The following is a 17557-nucleotide window of genomic DNA, read 5'->3' on the forward strand; positions in this document are numbered from 1 at the left end:
TAGCAAAGGTTAAGATGTAAAGCTATAAAATCTTAAACAGAAACAGCCACACTTTGGTGTAGCTGTTTCGTTAAAAATTGTTGCGGGCTGATCGGTTTTTGGTGAGCTTCAGGTCCTGCAGCAGCGATGATTTCGCGTTTATCGTGATGTTGTAGCCTCGCTGAAAGCCAAATGGGATCCAGCCGATGCTCATTTCCCAGCAATGCAGGTCGCGGTAAATGTCGAAGCGGGCGTTGGCGATGTTCTGGTTCACAAAGTCGTAGGAGGCGAAATAGGTCACCTTCCACTTCTCGGTCATGTTCAGCGAGCCGTTTACCCCCAGCGACTGCACGATGTTGTTCGCGGCGGCGGAGGCAGGGCCGAATCTTCTGAAGTAGCTGATGGTATAGTCGAAGCTTAGGGTCCACGGAATCTTGAAGTCCACATAATCGGGCAGCAAAGGGTCCAGGTCCGGCTGCAGGATGGGCAGGTTGGATGGGGTTCTGGACTGCGTTCTGCGGGCCTCGGGGTTCAGGCTGGCGCTTATCGAGAAATTGGCGTTTGACAGCGTGGCCAGCTTTAGCTTCGAAAAGTCAAACACGTAATCATCCACGCGCCTGCCCAGCGAATCGCGCTTGTAGGGCTCGAAGGCAGAGGTCAAGGTCACGTTGAATATCTTGAACAGGTTCGTGTTCAGGGCCATGCTGATGGGGGAGAGCTTAAGCGAGTCTGCCGCAAAGTTGTAGGCCGTATTAAAACTCAGGTTGTCTATCAGCCTAACCTTCTCAAACTTGTTTTCCGTAGAGTCGCTTTTCGACTTTACCTTCATCTCCAGGTTGTTCTGCAGGCTGAAAGAAAGCTGGTTTTGTAAGCCTATGCCAGGTGCGTTGGCCAGCCGCGGCAGCAGCCTGGTGTCCTCCTGGTTGGGTTCTGGGAATGAGGTGGTCTGTACGCGCTGGTAAAAGCCAAAGCGCTCGCGGCCAAAGTCAGGCCGGTAATTATACGATATGCTGGGGCGCACCAGGTGGCGGATAGCTTCCAGGCGCTTGCCCTTAAAGTATACCGTACCGTAAACAGTGGTGCTCAGCGAGGCATTGGCGCTATATTCGTACACCCGGCCAAAGTTAGTGGTGTCCACTGCCACCTTCTGCGAGTCGGGGTCAAAACGGAAGGAGTACTTCTCGTCGAGCCAGGTTTCGCGGTAACTAACCGAAGGAGAAAAGTTAAAGTAACGCGCCAGCTTGTAGCTGCCCAGGTTCAGCTGCACGTTGTGGTTGGCGGAGCGCTGCCCGTTCTCCCAAAGTCTGCTGAAGTCGCCCAGGCTAATGGTATCGGCCTGCGTGCGCTCGCCGATAAGGGGCACGCCCTGAAAGCTGGTATCAGCGGGCCGGGTGACGTTCGATACCCTGTTCTGGGCTGTAAGGTTGTAACCGATGGAAAACTGCTCGTACCAGCGGCCCGTTGGCAGGTTGTTGGTCAGGATCTCAAAAAAGCTGATCGGCGTCATCGAGAAGTTCAGGTCCGGAAGTATGAAATTGTACACCCCGCCAATGTTCTGGCTCTGCGAAAGCTTGGCCGTGTAGCTGAAAGGCGTGTTCTCTATGTTTTTCTGGTACGAGATGTTTGAGTTGAACGTAGGCGACAAATACTGCGACGGACTGTTGTAGTTCAGGCGCTGGTGGCCGTTGCTACCACCGTTCACGCTGGCTGAAAAGCGGCCCTGCCCTGGCTTTGGCGTGGGCGTGTGCGACCAGTTGATCCAGATCGTGCGCTGCGTGGGCGGAAGCGCGTTCAGGATATTGTCGGAGGTGCTGCGGGAGCGCTCCACATCTGCCTCGTCGTTTTTGAAATACTGGTACTGCAGGCCCAGGTTACCGCTGTAGGCATAGCGTTTCCGGTAGGTATTATCCATGTTTACACTGTAGCCGCCCAAAGAATAAATGGTGCCGGTCAGGCGTGTGCCTATGTATTCGTTCCAGGCAAAGTAATACCCGCCGTTGCTCAGGTAAAAGCCCTGCGCCCTCGACTCGCCGAAGCTCGGCACGATAAGCCCGGAAGCCCTGTTGTTCTGGCGCGGCGTCGGGAAAAGGCCAAACAGGAAACCGATCGGGGTGGGTATGTCGCCGATAACCAGGTTAAAGGGGCCTGTCATTACTTTATCGTTCGGGATGCCCTTCATTTTGGATGCCCCTATGTAAAAGTGCGGATGCTCCAGGTTACAGGTGGTGTACTGCGCGCGCAACCCGAAAAACTCATTGTTCTGGTTGCGTTTTACCACCTCGGCGTGTATATATCCTTCCCCTTGCTGCGTTACTACTTCAGAAATGCGCCCTTTTTTCGTTTTATAATTGTAGGCAATGCGCTTGGCAGCGTAAGTTTCGCTACCTTGGGAAAAAAGCGGGGTGCCGGATTCCTTGCCCGTAGAGTCGGGGAGGGTGGTGGCGAGCAGCGTGTTGGTATTATAGTTGATCTGGATATAGGCTGCCGCCAGCGACATGGTGCCATAGTTGATCTTGGCATCGCCGTAAAGGTTCACCACTTTAGAATCTACTTCGAAAAGGATGGAGTCTCTGGCCGAGTATTTGATAGTTGCCTCGATGTCGCCTTTAGGCGCCGACAGGCGGACGGAGTCGGGTTTCAGGGCGGCAGTGTCCTGCGCGGCGGTAAGCGACTTTGGCACGCGCTGCCCGGATACCAGCAGCGGAGAGAGTATGGCAAACTGCAGCAGCAGTAAAAAAATTAAAATGTGGCGCAACTTCTTCAGACTTCCCTAAAGTTTTATTTATTTTGTACAAAGTTATTGTTTTAGCTTTTAACTAACGCACGTTGTGAGAAATATTGTTACCGTTACATCCCTGGCCCTGGTTTTCCTGCTTTGCTCAGCAAACAAGGTGGAGCTTCGTAAAGATTACAAAGTGCGCACCGTAGTGATTGATGCCGGCCATGGGGGTAAAGACGTGGGCTGTAACGGAAAGTTCTCGCAGGAGGCAAAAGTGGCCCTGAACCTGGCCCTGCAGCTAGGAAGCCTCATCGAAAAGAACCTGCCGGATGTGAAAGTGATCTATACCCGCAAGGACGATAACTTTGTGGAGCTCATAGACCGCGCCGGCATCGCAAACAAAAACAACGCCGACCTGTTCATCTCCATTCACCTGAACGCCGGGCCCTCTGCCGCATACGGCACCGAAACATATACCATGGGGCTGCACACTTCTGAAGGCAACCTGCGGGTAGCCAAAAGGGAGAACGCCGTGATCCTGCACGAAGACAACTACCAGGAGAACTACAACGGGTTTGACCCGAACTCCCCACAAAGCCACATCCTGTTTACGCTGCACCAGAGTGCTTACCTGGATAATAGCCTGCGCTTTGCCGACAAGGTGGAAAAAGAGTTTCGCCACAAGGTAGGCCGCAGCAGCCGTGGCGTGAAACAGGCGGGATTCCTGGTGCTCTGGAAATCTTATATGCCCAGTGTGCTGATCGAGTGCGGTTTCCTCACAAACCCCACCGAAGAAAAATTCCTTAACGATAAGTCCGGCCAATCGTATATGGCATCAGGAATATATCGTGCCTTCAAAGAGTATAAGTACGAACTGGAGGCCATGAACTAAATGCACTAAGCAAAACCCCTACGTGAATATATCCAAAGAAATCAAAGTCGCGCTGCTAGGAATAGTAGCGGTAATTATCCTGTATTTCGGTTTTATGTTCCTGAAAGGCTCCGACCTTTTCTCTGACTCAAAATCATACTATGTTGTTTATGATAACGTGGATGGGCTAACCCCCTCTAACCCGGTTATTTTAAACGGAATACAGGTGGGCTCAGTACAGAAGATGCGGCTGATGACCGAGAAAGGAAATAAGATACTCGTGAAGATCGATGTGCTGGAAACTATTTCGGTAGGCGACTCCACGATTGCAGCCCTCGGAAACTCAGATCTGCTGGGTAGTAAAGCCATAACGCTTTATCTTGGCAACAGCACTAAAAAGTATGAAGGTGGCGAGAAACTGATCCCCTATAAAGAGAGCAGTATCACCGAGATCATCTCTACTAAAACAGTGCCAGTTATTGACAAGGTGGACACAACCCTTGCCCGCGTGAACCGCTTACTTGATAGCGAGGCCAAAGGCAACCTGCAAGCCATTCTAGCCAATACCAAGACCACCACCGATGCCCTGAACAAGATCCTGCAGGCCAACCAGCAGAATATTAACTCTATCACCGCGAATATGGCGGCCTTAACCGCGTCGTTGCGCCAAACAGAGCGGCAGATCAACAGCCTGGCGCGCAACATGACAGAGATCACCGACTCGTTGAAGCAGGCGGAATTTAACCAACTGGTGGCAAACGCCAACAATGCCATGAAAGAATTGGATGCCGCCGCCACCAAGCTGAACTCCAGCGAGGGGTCAATTGGCAAGCTGATGAACGACGAGCAGTTGTACGAAAACATGAACCGTTCCACACAGGCCCTCGACCTGCTGTTGCGCGATATACAGGCCTACCCGAAACGCTACGTGAGCTTCTCGGTTTTTGGCCGCAAAGACAAGTATAAAGTAGATGAGACCGGGCGCGTGATTACCCTGGATGAAGTGAAAGACATCCAAAAAAAGCACCCAGCCGAGTTCCGCACCGTGCCGGATACGGTGTATGTGCCCGTGCCTGACACCCTTAAAGCACGAAAGACAACCACCGGTCGCGCCGGTGTAAAATCTCAAAAGCCATAATGTAAATACCGTATATTTGTAGGATCCGCTTTTAAGGGCGGATTTTGCATTATATGTCTACCCAGATTCAATAAAAAAGCCTGCATGGATATCGAATTCAACAAGAACGAAGACGCACTGAAACAACTGATTTTCCAGTTAAACAACAAACTGAACAAAGTATACCTCGGAGGGGGTGAAAAGCGAATTGAGAAGGAACACGCCAAAGGCAAAATGACGGCCCGGGAGCGGGTGGATTACCTGTTGGATGATGGAGCCGAGTTTTTGGAGATAGCCGCTTTTGCCGGCGACGGCATGTACCAGGAGGTAGGCGGCTGCCCGAGTGGCGGCGTGGTGACCGGCATCGGTTACATTAAAGGCCGCCAGTGCGTGGTGGTAGCCAACGATGCTACCGTGAAGGCCGGTGCCTGGTTTCCGATCACAGCTAAAAAGAACCTGCGCGCCCAGGAGGTAGCCATCGAAAACAAGTTGCCTATCGTGTACCTGGTGGACAGTGCCGGCGTATTCCTGCCGATGCAGGACGAGATCTTCCCGGATAAGGAGCACTTTGGGCGCATGTTTCGCAATAACGCGGTGATGAGCTCGATGGGCATCGTGCAGATTGCCGCCATCATGGGCAGCTGTGTGGCGGGCGGGGCCTACCTGCCTATTATGAGCGACGAAGCGTTGATTGTGGAGGGAACCGGCTCCATTTTCCTGGCAGGCTCTTACCTAGTAAAAGCAGCCGTAGGCGAAACCATCGACAACGAGACCCTGGGTGGTGCCACCACGCACAGCGAGATATCAGGCGTGACCGATTACAAGTGCAAAGACGATAAGGAATGCCTGGACCAGATCAGGAACATATTCGATAAACTGGGCGACTATAACAAAGCCGGGTTTAGTCGTGTGGAGCCTGCGGCCCCCAGGCTGGAGGAAAAAGAGATCTACGGCCTGATGCCCGCAGACAGGGTGAAGCCCTACGATATGATGGACATTATCCTGCGGATGGTGGACAACTCGGAGTTTGAGGCCTACAAAGAGCATTATGGCCAGACGCTGATCTGCGGCCTGGCCCGCATCGACGGCTGGGCGGTAGGCATTGTGGCCAACCAGCGCAAGATCGTGAAGAGCAAGAAAGGCGAGATGCAGATGGGAGGCGTGATCTATTCCGACTCCGCTGACAAGGCGGCGCGCTTTATCATGAACTGCAACCAGAAAAAAATTCCGTTGCTTTTTCTGCAGGATGTATCCGGCTTTATGGTGGGCAGCAAGGCAGAGCATGGGGGAATAATAAAAGACGGCGCCAAAATGGTGAATGCCATGGCCAACTCAGTGGTGCCTAAGTTTACGATACTGATTGGTAACAGCTACGGGGCAGGCAATTACGCCATGTGCGGCAAGGCCTACGACCCGCGCCTGATCTATGCCTGGCCAACTGCGCAACTGGCGGTAATGAGTGGCGCTTCGGCTGCTAAAACCCTGTTACAGATCCAGGTATCCTCTTTAAAAGCAAAGGGCGAGATAATTACCCCGGAGGCGGAGCAGGAATTGCTGGAGCGCATCACGGATAAGTATAACGAGGAGCTATCGCCCTATTATGCAGCAGCCAGGATATGGGTAGATGGCATCATCGATCCGCTGGAAACACGTAAGGTGATATCCATGGGTATCGAGGCCGCTAACCATGCACCCATCGAAAAGCCGTACAACGTAGGCGTGATCCAAACCTGATCTAAGGCTGCACAGGTTTTATTGTAAAACAGGGACACCCTTGCCTTTTTATACTTCTGCCTTCACCCGACTATACTAGGTGTGTCACTTGTTTTGCTTTACTTGTGGCTTCAGGCTTACGTTTAAATAGAGGGGTTTTTTCAACCTGTTTTTAATTTAAGTATTCTTATTTAGAGGAGCATCGTGACGAAGAATGAAATAAAGGCGCTTATCTCGCTGCTGGATGACAGTGATGCAGATGTGGCGTCGCATGTGGAGAAGCAGATCGTTGGCCTGGGGGAGGGCATTATTCCTTACCTGGAGGAAGAGTGGGAGGAAACCCTGAACCAGGACCTGCAGCGAAAGATAGAGGACCTGATCCATGAGCTTCAGTTTGTGGGTTTATCGGTACGTTTAAGGGAATGGAAGGAATCCGGTGCCCAAAACCTGCTGGAGGGCATGTACCTGGTAAACTCTTACCTGTACCCCGATGCAAGTTTCGCGGAAATTAGCCGCACCATCGATCAGCTATACTTTGACGCCTGGACGCACATGAAAGAGGAAATGCACCCGTACGACCAGGTAAAGGCGCTCAACAACGTGCTGTTCCGAGAAAAGCGTTTCTCGGCGAACACCAAAAACTTTCACTCGCCGGCTAACTCCATGCTGCACCTGGTGCTGGAGACCAAACGGGGCAACCCGCTTACACTGTGTGTTATCTACATGACACTGGCGCAACGCCTCGGGATGCCCGTTTTTGGCGTAAACCTGCCTAATCTTTTTATCTTAACCTACAAGCTGAATGGCCTGCAGTTCTATATAAATGTGTACAACAAAGGGTTGATCCTGTCTAAAGCTGATATTGATAATTACATCCTGCAGCTGAACCTGAACCCGATCGATATATTTTACGAGCCCTGCTCTAACCTGGAAATTGTAAAGCGCGCCCTCCGCAACCTGGCTTTCTCTTTCGAGAAGATGAACGACCCGGACAAGGCAACAGAGGTTACCAAACTATTGGCCCTTGTCACGGACGAAGAGCCACCGGTTTAAAAAGAAACACTTCCTTAAACAAGAAGAGGCCACCTGCTAGCAGGTGGCCTCTTCTTGTTTAAGGAAGTGTTTCTAAAGGTTAGTACTTTTTAATCAAACAGCCCGTGGCGCGTTTATCCTGAGCTGAAACAGCCCTGTTGGCCAATACCTCATCAATAACATTGCGCAGGTAGTAATTTTTGACGCCGGTTTCTACCTGTGGGTTATCGTCTATGGCGCCTTTATACTTTAACACAAAGCCATCGTTGGTATTGTGCAGCACAAACACCTCCGGGGTCTTGGTGGCGCCAAACTGTGAACTGATCTTCTGCCCGGTGTCGGCCAGGTATGGGAAGCTGTAGTTTTTGGCGGTTATATCCTGCAAGGCCTCGGAGCCATCGCCCAAGCCCGGGTTAATAAAAACGAACTGCACGCCCTTGCTGGCGTAGTTGCTCGATAGCGTTACCAGGCGGTTTTCATACAGTTTGGCATAGGGGCACTGATTATTGGTAAACACCAGTACCACTGTTTTCGCGTTCGCGAAATCGTTTAACGAAACAGACTCGTTCTTGCTGCCCTTCAACGAGAAGTTAGCTATTCTATCACCTAACTGATAACCACCAGTCTGGGCGAAAGCCCCAACCGTAACAAAAGCGCCAGCTGTTAACAGGCAGGCTGCGGCAAATAGTGCGAAGTTTTTCATATCAGTTATAGTTTGTTCGTTTTAAAGCGCTGTATCGTCCAGGCCGTAAGTTAGTACGTGATTCGCGATGGTATCGTGATGGATCCTGTACAATTTATCAAAAAAACCGGTCTTTATCTGTCCCTGCAAAACATGTTGCTCAGCAGTGGGGGCGATAAGCAGGTTTTCTTTGAAAATGAGTTGCTTACGGCTATACAACTTATACAACGTTTCTTTGGCGCTCCAGTAGAGGCAGGTTTGTTTCTGGTCGTTGGCGGTATGTTCCTTTTCAGCCGCCGATAAGAACTTGTCTGCCACGCGCAGCGCCTTTGGGCTTACCATTTCAATATCTATGCCAACCTCATACTTATCAGAAATAATAGCTGCGGCCAGCTGCGGCGAATGTGAGATGGAGACATGCAGAGAGGCTTGCGGGAAGTAGGGCTTGCCATGCTCGTTGCGCTGCAGGGTAAGCGCGTCAGGGGTAAACTGCTGTAGCAAAGTATACACCAGCACCCGGCTCGCCAGCCATTCCTGTTCTTTTTTGGGGTGTTTCGGCGTAAAATCGGCTGTATTCAGGTGAGTGGGGAGTAATTGTTGCAAGGCGATGGCCGGCTCAATGGTTTGCCACACGCCGAGCACGGTATGGGCGTTTAACTGATATGTTTGCAAAAGGGGCATAGACAATAATAAGCGCGTGCGCAGGTTTTATAAGCAGAAACCGGTTTGGTTCGTCTTATTTATTGTAAATTTAGCTAAAAATTAAGTTACACCCGTAGTAAGGCGCCATGGCCAGCAAAGTACAGATACAAAAGATAGGCACGCTTACCGGCCACCGCGACTGCGTGTACACCCTGGAAAGATCAGGGGAGGAAAATGTTTTTTTTTCGGCGGCAGGAGATGGCATGGTGGTCGCCTGGAACCTGGACGAACCGGAGAACGGCGCGCTCATCGCGCAGGTGAACAGTTCGGTATATGCGCTTTGTTACTTGCCGGAGCGCAACCTGTTGCTGATTGGGCAAAACCAGGAGGGGCTGCAGGTAATCGACCTAAACACGAAACAGCGCCTAAAGGCTGTGGCGTTACCCAAAACGGCTATCTTCGACATTCTGTATACTGCGGACCAGAACAGGGCTTTTGTGGCCATGGGAGGCGGCGCGATCTGTGTTTTGAACGGCGAAAGCTTTGAACTGGAAACGATGCTCCGGAAATCGGACCAAAGTGTGCGCTGCCTCGCCTACAATCACCTGACCAGTGAGCTGGCGGCAGGTTACAGCGACAACAAGATACGCGTGTTTGATGCCGGCACCCTGGCCCTAAAGTATGAACTGGACACACACACCAACTCCGTTTTTACACTGGTTTATTCCCCTGACGGCAAGCTGCTGTTGAGTGGCGGCCGCGATGCCCACTTGCGGGTGTGGCAAACTACTGCGGAGTACAAAGAACGCGGCTATCTGATTGCGCACATGTACACCATCAACCACATCACCTACAGCCCGGACGGGCAATATTTTGCAACCTGCAGCATGGATAAATCCATAAAGATATGGGACGCGCAGACCTTTAAACTGCTGAAAGTGATTGATAAAGTGCGCAACGCCAGCCACGGCACATCGGTGAATAAATTATTTTGGACGGCTCATAAGAATCAGTTAGTTTCGTGTAGCGATGACCGTACCATTTCGGTTTGGGATTTAAATTTAGGGAGTTTATGAAGATTACACCATTAGAAATCAGGCAGAAAACGTTTGAGAAGGCTTTCAGAGGGTTAGATAAAGATGATGTAAACGCTTTTTTGATGACGCTGTCGCAGCAGTGGGAAAAGCTGCTGGATGAGAACAAGGATTTGCGCATGAAACTGGACGCCTCGCACCGCGAGACACAGAAGCTGCGCGAGGTGGAGTCATCGCTTTACAAAACACTGAAAACCGCCGAGGACACCGGTAACAGCATACTGGAGCAGGCCACCAAGTCGGCTGAACTGCAGGCCCGCGAGGCAGAGCTCAGCGCCAACGAACTGCTGAATCAGGCACGCCAGCAGGCACGCCAGATGCTGGAAGGCGCGAAAAAAGACGCCGAGCGCGTGATCGTGGAAATGCGCCAGGAGGTAAGCACCCTGGAGCAGGACTACCAGCGTATGGAAGGCCACTTGGATACCATGGTGCGTGATTTGAAAAACCTGGCAAACGAGGCGCTGGAAAGAGCCGAGAAAACTAAATCAAAACCTAAATCAGGTACTCAGAGTATTCTTTCGAGGGCTGCCGGCGTACAAGTAGAAAGCGCCGAGCTGCTAAAAAACCTGAAAGATATGGAAACGAACACCAACAACCACACGCACCAATTACCGGAATCTACGGCTGCGAACGCACCCGTAGCAGTGCTGCAGCATAACGGCTACACCCCTCTGGGCGACCCCGCCCCGGATGTTACCCAGCCGCAGCCTGAAATACCAAACCCTGTCACACCGGTGCCCAACGTGCCTTCGCCGGAGATAGAGCCTGTGCAGCCAGATTACCCGGGCCGTGTACCAGCCCCCGAAATCGAGCAGCCTGTGCCGGAAATTCAGCCAGTAACCCCGGATACACCCGAGATTCAGCCACCGCTCACAGAACCATCGCGAAGCAGCTATGCCACCAACGGCACTCCCGTAAAACAGAGCGCAGGCTCCTTCTTCGACGACATAAGCTAAGCGGGCAGTAGCCATGGGACAGATCGCACTGGAGGGCATGGAGTTCTTTGCCTTCCACGGATTTTACGACGAGGAACAGAAGATCGGCAACAAGTATGGCATCGACCTGGTGATCAACACCGACCTGCGCCGTGCCGCCGAAACCGACGATCTGCACGAAACCGTGAACTATGAGGTGCTCTACAAACTGGTACTGGAAGAGATGAAGGTACCCGCGCGCTTACTCGAGCACCTGGGCCACCGCATCATCGACAAAGTATACCAGGCATTCCCCTTCATACAATCTGTGAAAGTGAGTGTGTATAAATACAACCCCCCGCTGGGTGGGATCTGCAAATGGGCCAAAGTTACCCTGGAGGAAGCGCGTTAGGTTATACTAGGTAAAATTTGAAAACGGCTGGTTCAGGAATGGACCAGCCGTTCTTTTTATACTTCAGCCTAGCTCTCTTACCTACAACTGAAGGAGCTTGCTCCATACTTTTTTAAGCTTCTTAGGGACAGGTCGCGACCTGTCTTTTCGAGGAGGGGAAGAGCCAGCTACATCATCCCAACCGCAGCAGCTCCGCCGCTGCGGCAAACGCGGATTTCTGGCCGGATTTCACTTGTTCGACTATACCTGGCAGCTGCTCTTTTATTTGCTGGTGGCTGTAAAAATTCTCCTCCAGCCCCTGCCGGATGGCCTCATACATCCATTGCAGGTTCTGGTCGCGGCGCTTTTGTTCAAAATAGCCCTTTTCCTTTGTAAGCGCCACATACGCCGCTATGTTTTCCCAAATGGTGTGTAGGCCGGTGAGTTTTAGGGCAGAGCAAACGCTTACCTGGGGCACCCAACCGGAAGCGGCCAAGGGATAGAGGTGGAGGGCGTTCTGGTATTCGACCCGGGCCGATTTAGCCCGCTGTATATTCTGCCCATCGGCTTTGGTAATGGCAATCGCGTCGGCCATTTCCATTATGCCCCGCTTAATGCCCTGCAACTCATCGCCGGCGCCCGCCAGCATCAGCAGCAGGAAAAAATCGACCATGGCGTGCACTGCCGTCTCGGATTGCCCCACACCTACGGTTTCCACGAAAATAACGTTATAGCCCGCCGCCTCGCAAAGTATAATGCTCTCGCGGGTGCTTTTGGTTACGCCCCCCAACGACTTGCCAGCCGGCGAGGGCCTGATGTAGGCATTCGGGTTGATTGCCAGCGAGTCCATGCGCGTTTTATCACCCAAAATACTGCCGCCGGTGCGCTGGCTGGTAGGGTCCACGGCCAGCACCGCCAGTTTTTTGCCTTTTTCCTTTATCAGGTAAGTGCCTAAAGCCTCAATAAACGTACTTTTCCCGACCCCTGGCACACCGGTAATGCCCACACGCACGGAATTGCCCGCATGGGGCAGCACCTGGCTGATTACCTGCTGCGCCAATTCCTGGTCTGTTGCCAGGCGGCTCTCTACCAGGGTAATAGCACGGCTTAGTAGCACGCGGTCTCCTGCTAATATACCCTTAACATAAGTGTCGGGGCTAAATCGGTTGGCCAAGCTATATAGTAGTTAAATGGAAGTAAGCTAACGCGCTTTCACAAATTTATAACTTCTGGGCATTTAACCTGAAGTAAACCTGGTACTTTAAATATGCTTTTTTTGATTTTATAAACAAGTTAGTGCCTGCCGGAATTATTTTGAATTAAAAGGCTAAAATTGTAATCCGAATTATATTTGCGCAATTGTTTCAAGGTAAATATATTGGACATAAAGCAGGCGATAGGTGAGCCCTGTAGTTTTGCGGTATTTACTTTATTACTCTCCTTCCGATTTAAATTTTTATGAAGAGATTTTTTACGCTTTGTGCTGTTGTTTGCCTTGTTCAGGGCGCTGCGATGGCACAAACTGAGCTGAGCAGCTTTTCGGTGGCGGGCCGGGGCGGTGTAATGAACACCTTTGTGCATGATTTTCAGGCCATTGGGGTAAACCCGGCCAACCTGGGGCGCGGCACTTCCATTGTGTCTTTCACCATCGGGGAGGGCGGCGTAGGTGCCAGCTCACAGGCTTTAACCCGAAAAACACTTAATCGCTTTCTGGGGGCGGCCCAAAACGAGCAACTCACCCTGGAAGCCAGGCAAGACCTGGCTAAGGCATTTACCAGCAACAATGTGCTGAATGCCGGGGCTGACCTCAATACCTTTGCCATTTCTGTGAGCCTGCCCAAGATCGGGGGCTTTGCCTTCAGTAACCGGCAGCGCGCTTTAAGCCATGTGGCGTTTAACAAAAACTTCTCGGAGCTGGTGTTCCTGGGCCAGGATGCCCAGCTGTACCAGGATTTTGCCCCGGGCCAGACGGTTTTTGTGTCGGAGCTTTTTGAGGGAACTGAGGTGAAGGCCTCTTGGGTGAACGAGTGGAACGTGGCATACGGCCGTAAGCTGATCGACCTGCCTGCCCTGAATATCTATGGTGGCGCAGGCTATCGGTACATGCAGGGGATGGCCTTGTATGAGTTCAGTGCCAAAGATGGCGAGGTGAAGGCCTACAGCGCCGCTTCCCCTATACTGGACATCAACTACGAACGCTACTTAGATGACCCACAGTTTACCCGGAAAGCGGCCGATGGCCTGCTAAGCCCCGTTGGTCGCGGGCATGGGTTTGATGCCGGTATTTCTGCTGAGGTTGCTAAAATTGTGAAACTGGGTGTCTCATTAACCGATATCGGTAAAATGACGTGGACGGAAAACCTGCTGGAAGCTAAGGATAACGGCTTTAAACTGCCGGAGTACCACGGTACGGATGAATATGATTTTGACAACGCAGCCGACATGGTGAAAACCATCATCGACAGCGCCCTGGTGTTTGCCCCGGTTAGTGCAATCACCACCCAGTTGCCAACCCGCTTCAGGGCAGGCATTGGCGTGAAACTGGGCAACAAAGTAGAAGCGGGCCTGGACTATGTACACGCCCTGAACGATGCGCCGGGCAATATCTCAGAAGACTTCGTAGGCTTGGGAATAGACGTGAAGCCGCTGCCTTTTATCCGTTTAAGCACAGGCGTATCAACCGGTGCCGGCGACAAACTGAACCTACCCATCGGCTTTGCCATCGTAACCCCGGTATATGAGTTAGGCGTGAGCACCCGCGATATCACGGCTCCTTTTTCTGCCAATAACCCCGGCGGCTCCTTCGCCATGGGCTTCCTGCGCTTCAAGATCGGGAAACCAAAAATACTGTAGCTAACCAATGCGTGAAGATGGCAGCTGCATGCCTTAGCTGTCTACCAAAAGCAAAGTCCGGCCTGTTGTTCAGGCCGGACTTTGCTTTTTATACTTAGGAAGTCTTAATTAGCAGATATCCTGTTTTTAGTGGGCAGTTGCGGAAAGTTGGGCAAACCCAGGTCACTTTTCTGCTTGCCTAGATGGAAGCCATCATCCTCGAAACCGCAGGCAGTGCCTTTGGCATTTGGGTTTTTAATCACCCCCAGGTAATAGTTATCCTTTCGGGCCATGTAAATTTTTCCGTCGGGGCCAGTCTGTAAGGCGCCGATCTTGGGGCTGCCCGAAGTGCCCACCACCACAGCCGATTTAGCAATAGCTTCCGGACTTCCGGATTTCAGGTCGAATTGTACCACCTGGCCCTTCCCGGATTCTTTACCATAGGTGGTGCCATACAGCTTGCTGCCATCCGGAGAAAACACCACCCCGTAGGCTTCCGCAAACCCCTTCAGCAGTACAGGGTCTGCTACCTTACCGGTGGCCCTGTCGAATTTCAGGATCTCAAAATTGCTGTCGTCGTTCCAAAGGGCTGCTGCCAGTTGCGTGCCGTCGGGGGAGGGCACCAGGTAACCAATGGCTTTACGGTTTGGGCCGCCGTGCACCGTGCCCACCATACTGAGCACAGGCTGGGTGGCCACGCCTTCGTCGTTTACCAAGAATGCCATGTAGCCGTTGCTGTTCCAGCGGTGAGCCAACACCCACCAGTCACGGCCGTTTTCGTGGCGCACGGCGGTTAGTTTTTCTGTGGCTGGCGCAATCATAAAGCTGTTCTTGTAAACCAGGTCGCCGTTGCCGCCATCTTTGCTCATATCCACAATGCTGTAGCGCAGGCCATTGGACTGGGCCTGCACATCCGTCGTGAAAATATAGTAAATGTTGTCGCTGCCGGGTTTGGGAAGTATAAGCGCCGACTGGGTAGACGACTTTCCGCCCATCAGGCCGTTGCCGTTGGGCATTACTTTGTGGTTGCGGTTCCAGACAGTGACGCCGTTGGTGTAGAGCAACAGGTTCCCCGCCTTATCGGAAAGGGAGGCGCTGCCTTCCTCCGTAAACAGTCGGCTGGAAGTGGCAATGGCCGAATCACCGGAGAAAATTATTCCTGCACCCTTTCCAAAATACCAGTTTGTTTTCTCGCCCTGCGCAAAGGCTGTAAAACTGCTTAATGCAAGTAGGGCAGCGGCTGCTATGTGTGTAAGTGTTTTCATACCTAACAAATTAACGTCTGTTGATTGCTGAAAGTACAAAAGCGATGCCAGTCTGTAATTTATTGGGGGTTTACTTGTGATGCCCGCTAGCTTCTTTTTCGGTAACCTTGTACAGGTCAGGGTATTGTGAGAGTAATTTTAACAGCACGCCATTCGTCCAGCCGAAGCCATCCTGGTTGGGATATTCCCCGCCGCCAGCCTCCAGCGTCATGTCCTCCACATTATACTTTTCCATCAGTTTTCCGGTAGCCCGGTACACCTCCTGGTTGTGCAGCACCCATCGGGTGGCAATGGTTGTGGCCAATGCGCCAAAACCGTAGTTCCGGAGTGCCTGAATCGTCATCCATTGCAGGGGTGCCCAGCCATTGGGAGCATCCCATTGCTGGCCACTGTGGTTCAGGGTGGTTACTACCCCGCCGGGTTTTAGGAAGTCTGCCGCTATTTTATGCGCTACTGCCTCAGCTGGTTTCCGTTTTACCATGTTAAAGTATAAGGGGTAAACGGCAGCCAGAGTCGGTATTTGGGTGGTGGCTTTCTTTACAAAGTTGTAATCATAAAAGAAGGCCTCCTGCTCGTTCCAGTTATACTTGAGCACCGCATTGCGCCGTGCCCAGGCCAGTTTTTCATACTTGCGGGCATCGCTGCTGTTGCCTGCCAGCACGGCCATTTCCTGCAGGGTAAGCTCCATGTGGTAAAGCAGGGAGTTAAGGTCTACGGGAACGATCTGGGTGGTTTGGATGGTGCTGATGTGCTGTCCGTCGGCGAACCAGCGCGTGCTAAAATCCCAACCCGACTCAGCGGCGGCCCTGATATCGCGGTAAACCTCTGCCGGCGCTCTGCCTGCCTCTTTGGCCAGTTCCACATCTTCTACATAAGACTCCGGCCGCGGTTCCGGGTTATCGTCCCAGTAACGGTTCAGGATGCTGCCGTCGGGCATGCGCACCACCCGGCGGAAGGCTGGGTTGGCTGCAGATAGATTTTCAGCGCCCTGCATCCAGAAATCGTACTCCTTTTGCAGGGCAGGGGCATATTTGGTAAACACTTGCTGCCCTTTCTGCTGCGCCAGCACGCGCAGCATGAGCGCATAGAAGGGCGGTTGTGAGCGGCTGAGGTAGTAGGTGCGGTTGCCGTTCGGGATATGGCCGAACGTGTTGATCAGGTAAGTGAAATTATCCACCATGTGCTGTATCAGATCCGTTTGCTCGCTTACCTGCAAGCCCAGCATCGTGAAAAAGCTGTCCCAGTAATAAATCTCGCGGAATCGGCCGCCGGGCACAATGTATTTGTTTGGGAGCGGGATCAGGGAACCCCCATTCGCCCCGGGCTTACGGGTAAGCACCGGCCACAGGCTTTCGATGTGCTGCGTTACCGAGTTCTCTTTCTGTGTGGCAAAATCGGTGGTGGGCTGAGGGGGCAGGGCGAAATGCTCCAGCACAAAAGTGGTGAGGTTGAAGCCCGGGGCAGCCTGCTGCTGCTGGTATGCACGCAAAATCTGCTCCGGAGGCAGCAAAGGCACGCAATCCGGGAACGTTTTGGAATCCTTGAACACATGCTGCAGCTGCACCTGTGCAAATAAATCTCCCAGGTCCTTTGCTGGCCGGTACAGGTGCTGGGCCTCTAAAGGCTGCTGTATCAGGGTAATGGGTAAAAGAAGCAGGACGATAAATTTAAAAGTAGAAGAAGTAACGTGCATGCCTCGCGCTGTTAGGGGTGTGAAAGCTTGATTACACATACGCAAAACAGCAGCAAAGCGACAAGTATACTATTCCTGCTAATAGCGCACAAACGAAATCTGACCCATCGCATCTTTTTCGTATTTGGCTACTGCAAATTCTTGAAATTGTGTACTGAAATTTGTCTCACCGGGGTATACTTCTGTGGGTGCCGGTCTGCCGTTCAAAAAGAAGTATACCCGGGTGTTGCCATACTTGGTGTGCGGCATGTACTCCCCGTACTGTTGCATCTCTTGCCAGAGGGTGTCGTTTACGGTTACAGCATAAATCCTGACGACTGGCCCGGTATTGTTCTCGTTGCGGTACATCGCTGTTTCCTTAAAATCCCCTTTTAAATCAGCAACACCGGGTATGGTCAGCGTATCGTAAATAAACCAGGCTACCAGGGCAACAGCAATCAGGATAAGGATGTATTTGAGTTTCATGGTAGGGTGAAGGTAGTAAAAGTGGTAAAACAATGTTTGTAAACCTGGCCCGGTGGTAAAATTTTAAAGAACTGTTACTGGTAGCTATCTGACGTAGAGGCGCACTGGCAGGTCTTCGGACGAGACACACGGTGCGTTACCGGTTGCA

15 protein-coding genes are annotated in these 17557 nt (G+C 52.0%); 8 read left to right on the forward strand and 7 right to left on the reverse strand.

Going from position 1 to position 17557, the window contains the following annotated elements; genetic code table 11:
• Positions 1-70 precede the first annotated feature (70 nt).
• Positions 71-2734, reverse strand: a complete 2664-nt coding sequence (locus AC4BAN_RS08325) for a putative LPS assembly protein LptD (protein ID WP_490563931.1) — start codon at positions 2732-2734, stop codon at positions 71-73.
• Between the two features lie 73 nt (positions 2735-2807).
• Between AC4BAN_RS08325 and AC4BAN_RS08330 the strand changes: the two genes are divergently transcribed.
• The 4 genes from AC4BAN_RS08330 (at position 2808) to AC4BAN_RS08345 (ending at position 7452) form a co-directional block, all read left to right on the forward strand.
• Entirely contained in the window at positions 2808-3590 is a 783-nt protein-coding gene (locus AC4BAN_RS08330) for an N-acetylmuramoyl-L-alanine amidase family protein (RefSeq protein WP_490563932.1), read from the forward strand.
• A 22-nt stretch (positions 3591-3612) separates the two neighbouring features.
• A complete protein-coding gene (locus AC4BAN_RS08335) occupies positions 3613-4707 on the forward strand; it encodes an MlaD family protein (protein WP_490563933.1) in 1095 nt (364 codons plus the stop codon).
• A gap of 84 nt (positions 4708-4791) precedes the next feature.
• The gene (locus AC4BAN_RS08340; RefSeq protein WP_490563934.1) at positions 4792-6420 is read left to right on the forward strand and encodes an acyl-CoA carboxylase subunit beta; all 1629 of its coding nucleotides are present in this window, start codon (positions 4792-4794) and stop codon (positions 6418-6420) included.
• A gap of 183 nt (positions 6421-6603) precedes the next feature.
• A complete protein-coding gene (locus tag AC4BAN_RS08345) occupies positions 6604-7452 on the forward strand; it encodes a transglutaminase-like domain-containing protein (protein WP_490563935.1) in 849 nt (282 codons plus the stop codon).
• A gap of 79 nt (positions 7453-7531) precedes the next feature.
• Here AC4BAN_RS08345 and AC4BAN_RS08350 read toward each other — a convergent pair whose 3' ends face one another.
• On the reverse strand, positions 7532-8134 hold the full coding sequence (locus AC4BAN_RS08350) for a redoxin domain-containing protein (RefSeq protein ID WP_490563936.1): 603 nt from the start codon (positions 8132-8134) through the stop codon (positions 7532-7534).
• 21 nt (positions 8135-8155) lie between these two features.
• On the reverse strand, positions 8156-8794 hold the full coding sequence (locus AC4BAN_RS08355; RefSeq protein ID WP_490563937.1) for a 4'-phosphopantetheinyl transferase family protein: 639 nt from the start codon (positions 8792-8794) through the stop codon (positions 8156-8158).
• Between the two features lie 107 nt (positions 8795-8901).
• Between AC4BAN_RS08355 and AC4BAN_RS08360 the strand changes: the two genes are divergently transcribed.
• Genes AC4BAN_RS08360 through folB form a run of 3 tightly spaced genes read left to right on the forward strand, consistent with a single transcriptional unit; the run spans position 8902 to position 11175 of the window.
• Positions 8902-9831 (forward strand): WD40 repeat domain-containing protein, encoded by a 930-nt coding sequence (locus tag AC4BAN_RS08360; protein ID WP_490563938.1) that lies wholly within the window; start codon positions 8902-8904, stop codon positions 9829-9831.
• Positions 9828-10805, forward strand: coding sequence for a DivIVA domain-containing protein (locus AC4BAN_RS08365; RefSeq protein WP_490563939.1), 978 nt, complete (start codon positions 9828-9830; stop codon positions 10803-10805). The genes AC4BAN_RS08360 and AC4BAN_RS08365 overlap by 4 nt, the downstream gene beginning before the upstream one ends.
• A gap of 13 nt (positions 10806-10818) precedes the next feature.
• The gene (gene folB / locus AC4BAN_RS08370; protein WP_490563940.1) at positions 10819-11175 is read left to right on the forward strand and encodes a dihydroneopterin aldolase; all 357 of its coding nucleotides are present in this window, start codon (positions 10819-10821) and stop codon (positions 11173-11175) included.
• 172 nt (positions 11176-11347) lie between these two features.
• On the opposite strand, the gene meaB is transcribed toward folB, so the two are convergent.
• Positions 11348-12328, reverse strand: coding sequence for a methylmalonyl Co-A mutase-associated GTPase MeaB (meaB, locus tag AC4BAN_RS08375; protein ID WP_490563941.1), 981 nt, complete (start codon positions 12326-12328; stop codon positions 11348-11350).
• Between the two features lie 284 nt (positions 12329-12612).
• Between meaB and AC4BAN_RS08380 the strand changes: the two genes are divergently transcribed.
• Entirely contained in the window at positions 12613-14007 is a 1395-nt protein-coding gene (locus tag AC4BAN_RS08380; RefSeq protein ID WP_490563942.1) for a DUF5723 family protein, read from the forward strand.
• A 104-nt stretch (positions 14008-14111) separates the two neighbouring features.
• Here AC4BAN_RS08380 and AC4BAN_RS08385 read toward each other — a convergent pair whose 3' ends face one another.
• The 3 genes from AC4BAN_RS08385 to AC4BAN_RS08395 all read right to left on the reverse strand — a co-directional run bounded on the left by AC4BAN_RS08385 (position 14112) and on the right by AC4BAN_RS08395 (position 17409).
• Positions 14112-15251, reverse strand: coding sequence for a hypothetical protein (locus AC4BAN_RS08385; RefSeq protein WP_490563943.1), 1140 nt, complete (start codon positions 15249-15251; stop codon positions 14112-14114).
• A 70-nt stretch (positions 15252-15321) separates the two neighbouring features.
• Positions 15322-16944: an alpha,alpha-trehalase TreF gene (gene treF / locus AC4BAN_RS08390; RefSeq protein ID WP_490563944.1), complete on the reverse strand. Its 1623-nt coding sequence runs from the start codon at positions 16942-16944 to the stop codon at positions 15322-15324.
• 78 nt (positions 16945-17022) lie between these two features.
• Positions 17023-17409 (reverse strand): hypothetical protein, encoded by a 387-nt coding sequence (locus AC4BAN_RS08395; RefSeq protein WP_490563945.1) that lies wholly within the window; start codon positions 17407-17409, stop codon positions 17023-17025.
• Positions 17410-17557: the final 148 nt, after the last annotated feature.

The organism is Pontibacter sp. GD13 (assembly GCF_058216355.1).

Bases quoted from the DNA above. Each gene is read 5' to 3' on its own strand.
- AC4BAN_RS08360 (WP_490563938.1), top strand. From the start codon at position 8,902: ATGGCCAGCAAAGTACAGATACAAAAGATAGGCACGCTTACCGGCCAC.
- AC4BAN_RS08395 (WP_490563945.1), bottom strand. From the start codon at position 17,409: ATGAAACTCAAATACATCCTTATCCTGATTGCTGTTGCCCTGGTAGCC.
- AC4BAN_RS08365 (WP_490563939.1), top strand. From the start codon at position 9,828: ATGAAGATTACACCATTAGAAATCAGGCAGAAAACGTTTGAGAAGGCT.
- AC4BAN_RS08385 (WP_490563943.1), bottom strand. From the start codon at position 15,251: ATGAAAACACTTACACACATAGCAGCCGCTGCCCTACTTGCATTAAGC.
- folB (WP_490563940.1), top strand. From the start codon at position 10,819: ATGGGACAGATCGCACTGGAGGGCATGGAGTTCTTTGCCTTCCACGGA.
- AC4BAN_RS08380 (WP_490563942.1), top strand. From the start codon at position 12,613: ATGAAGAGATTTTTTACGCTTTGTGCTGTTGTTTGCCTTGTTCAGGGC.
- AC4BAN_RS08340 (WP_490563934.1), top strand. From the start codon at position 4,792: ATGGATATCGAATTCAACAAGAACGAAGACGCACTGAAACAACTGATT.
- treF (WP_490563944.1), bottom strand. From the start codon at position 16,944: ATGCACGTTACTTCTTCTACTTTTAAATTTATCGTCCTGCTTCTTTTA.
- AC4BAN_RS08350 (WP_490563936.1), bottom strand. From the start codon at position 8,134: ATGAAAAACTTCGCACTATTTGCCGCAGCCTGCCTGTTAACAGCTGGC.
- AC4BAN_RS08355 (WP_490563937.1), bottom strand. From the start codon at position 8,794: ATGCCCCTTTTGCAAACATATCAGTTAAACGCCCATACCGTGCTCGGC.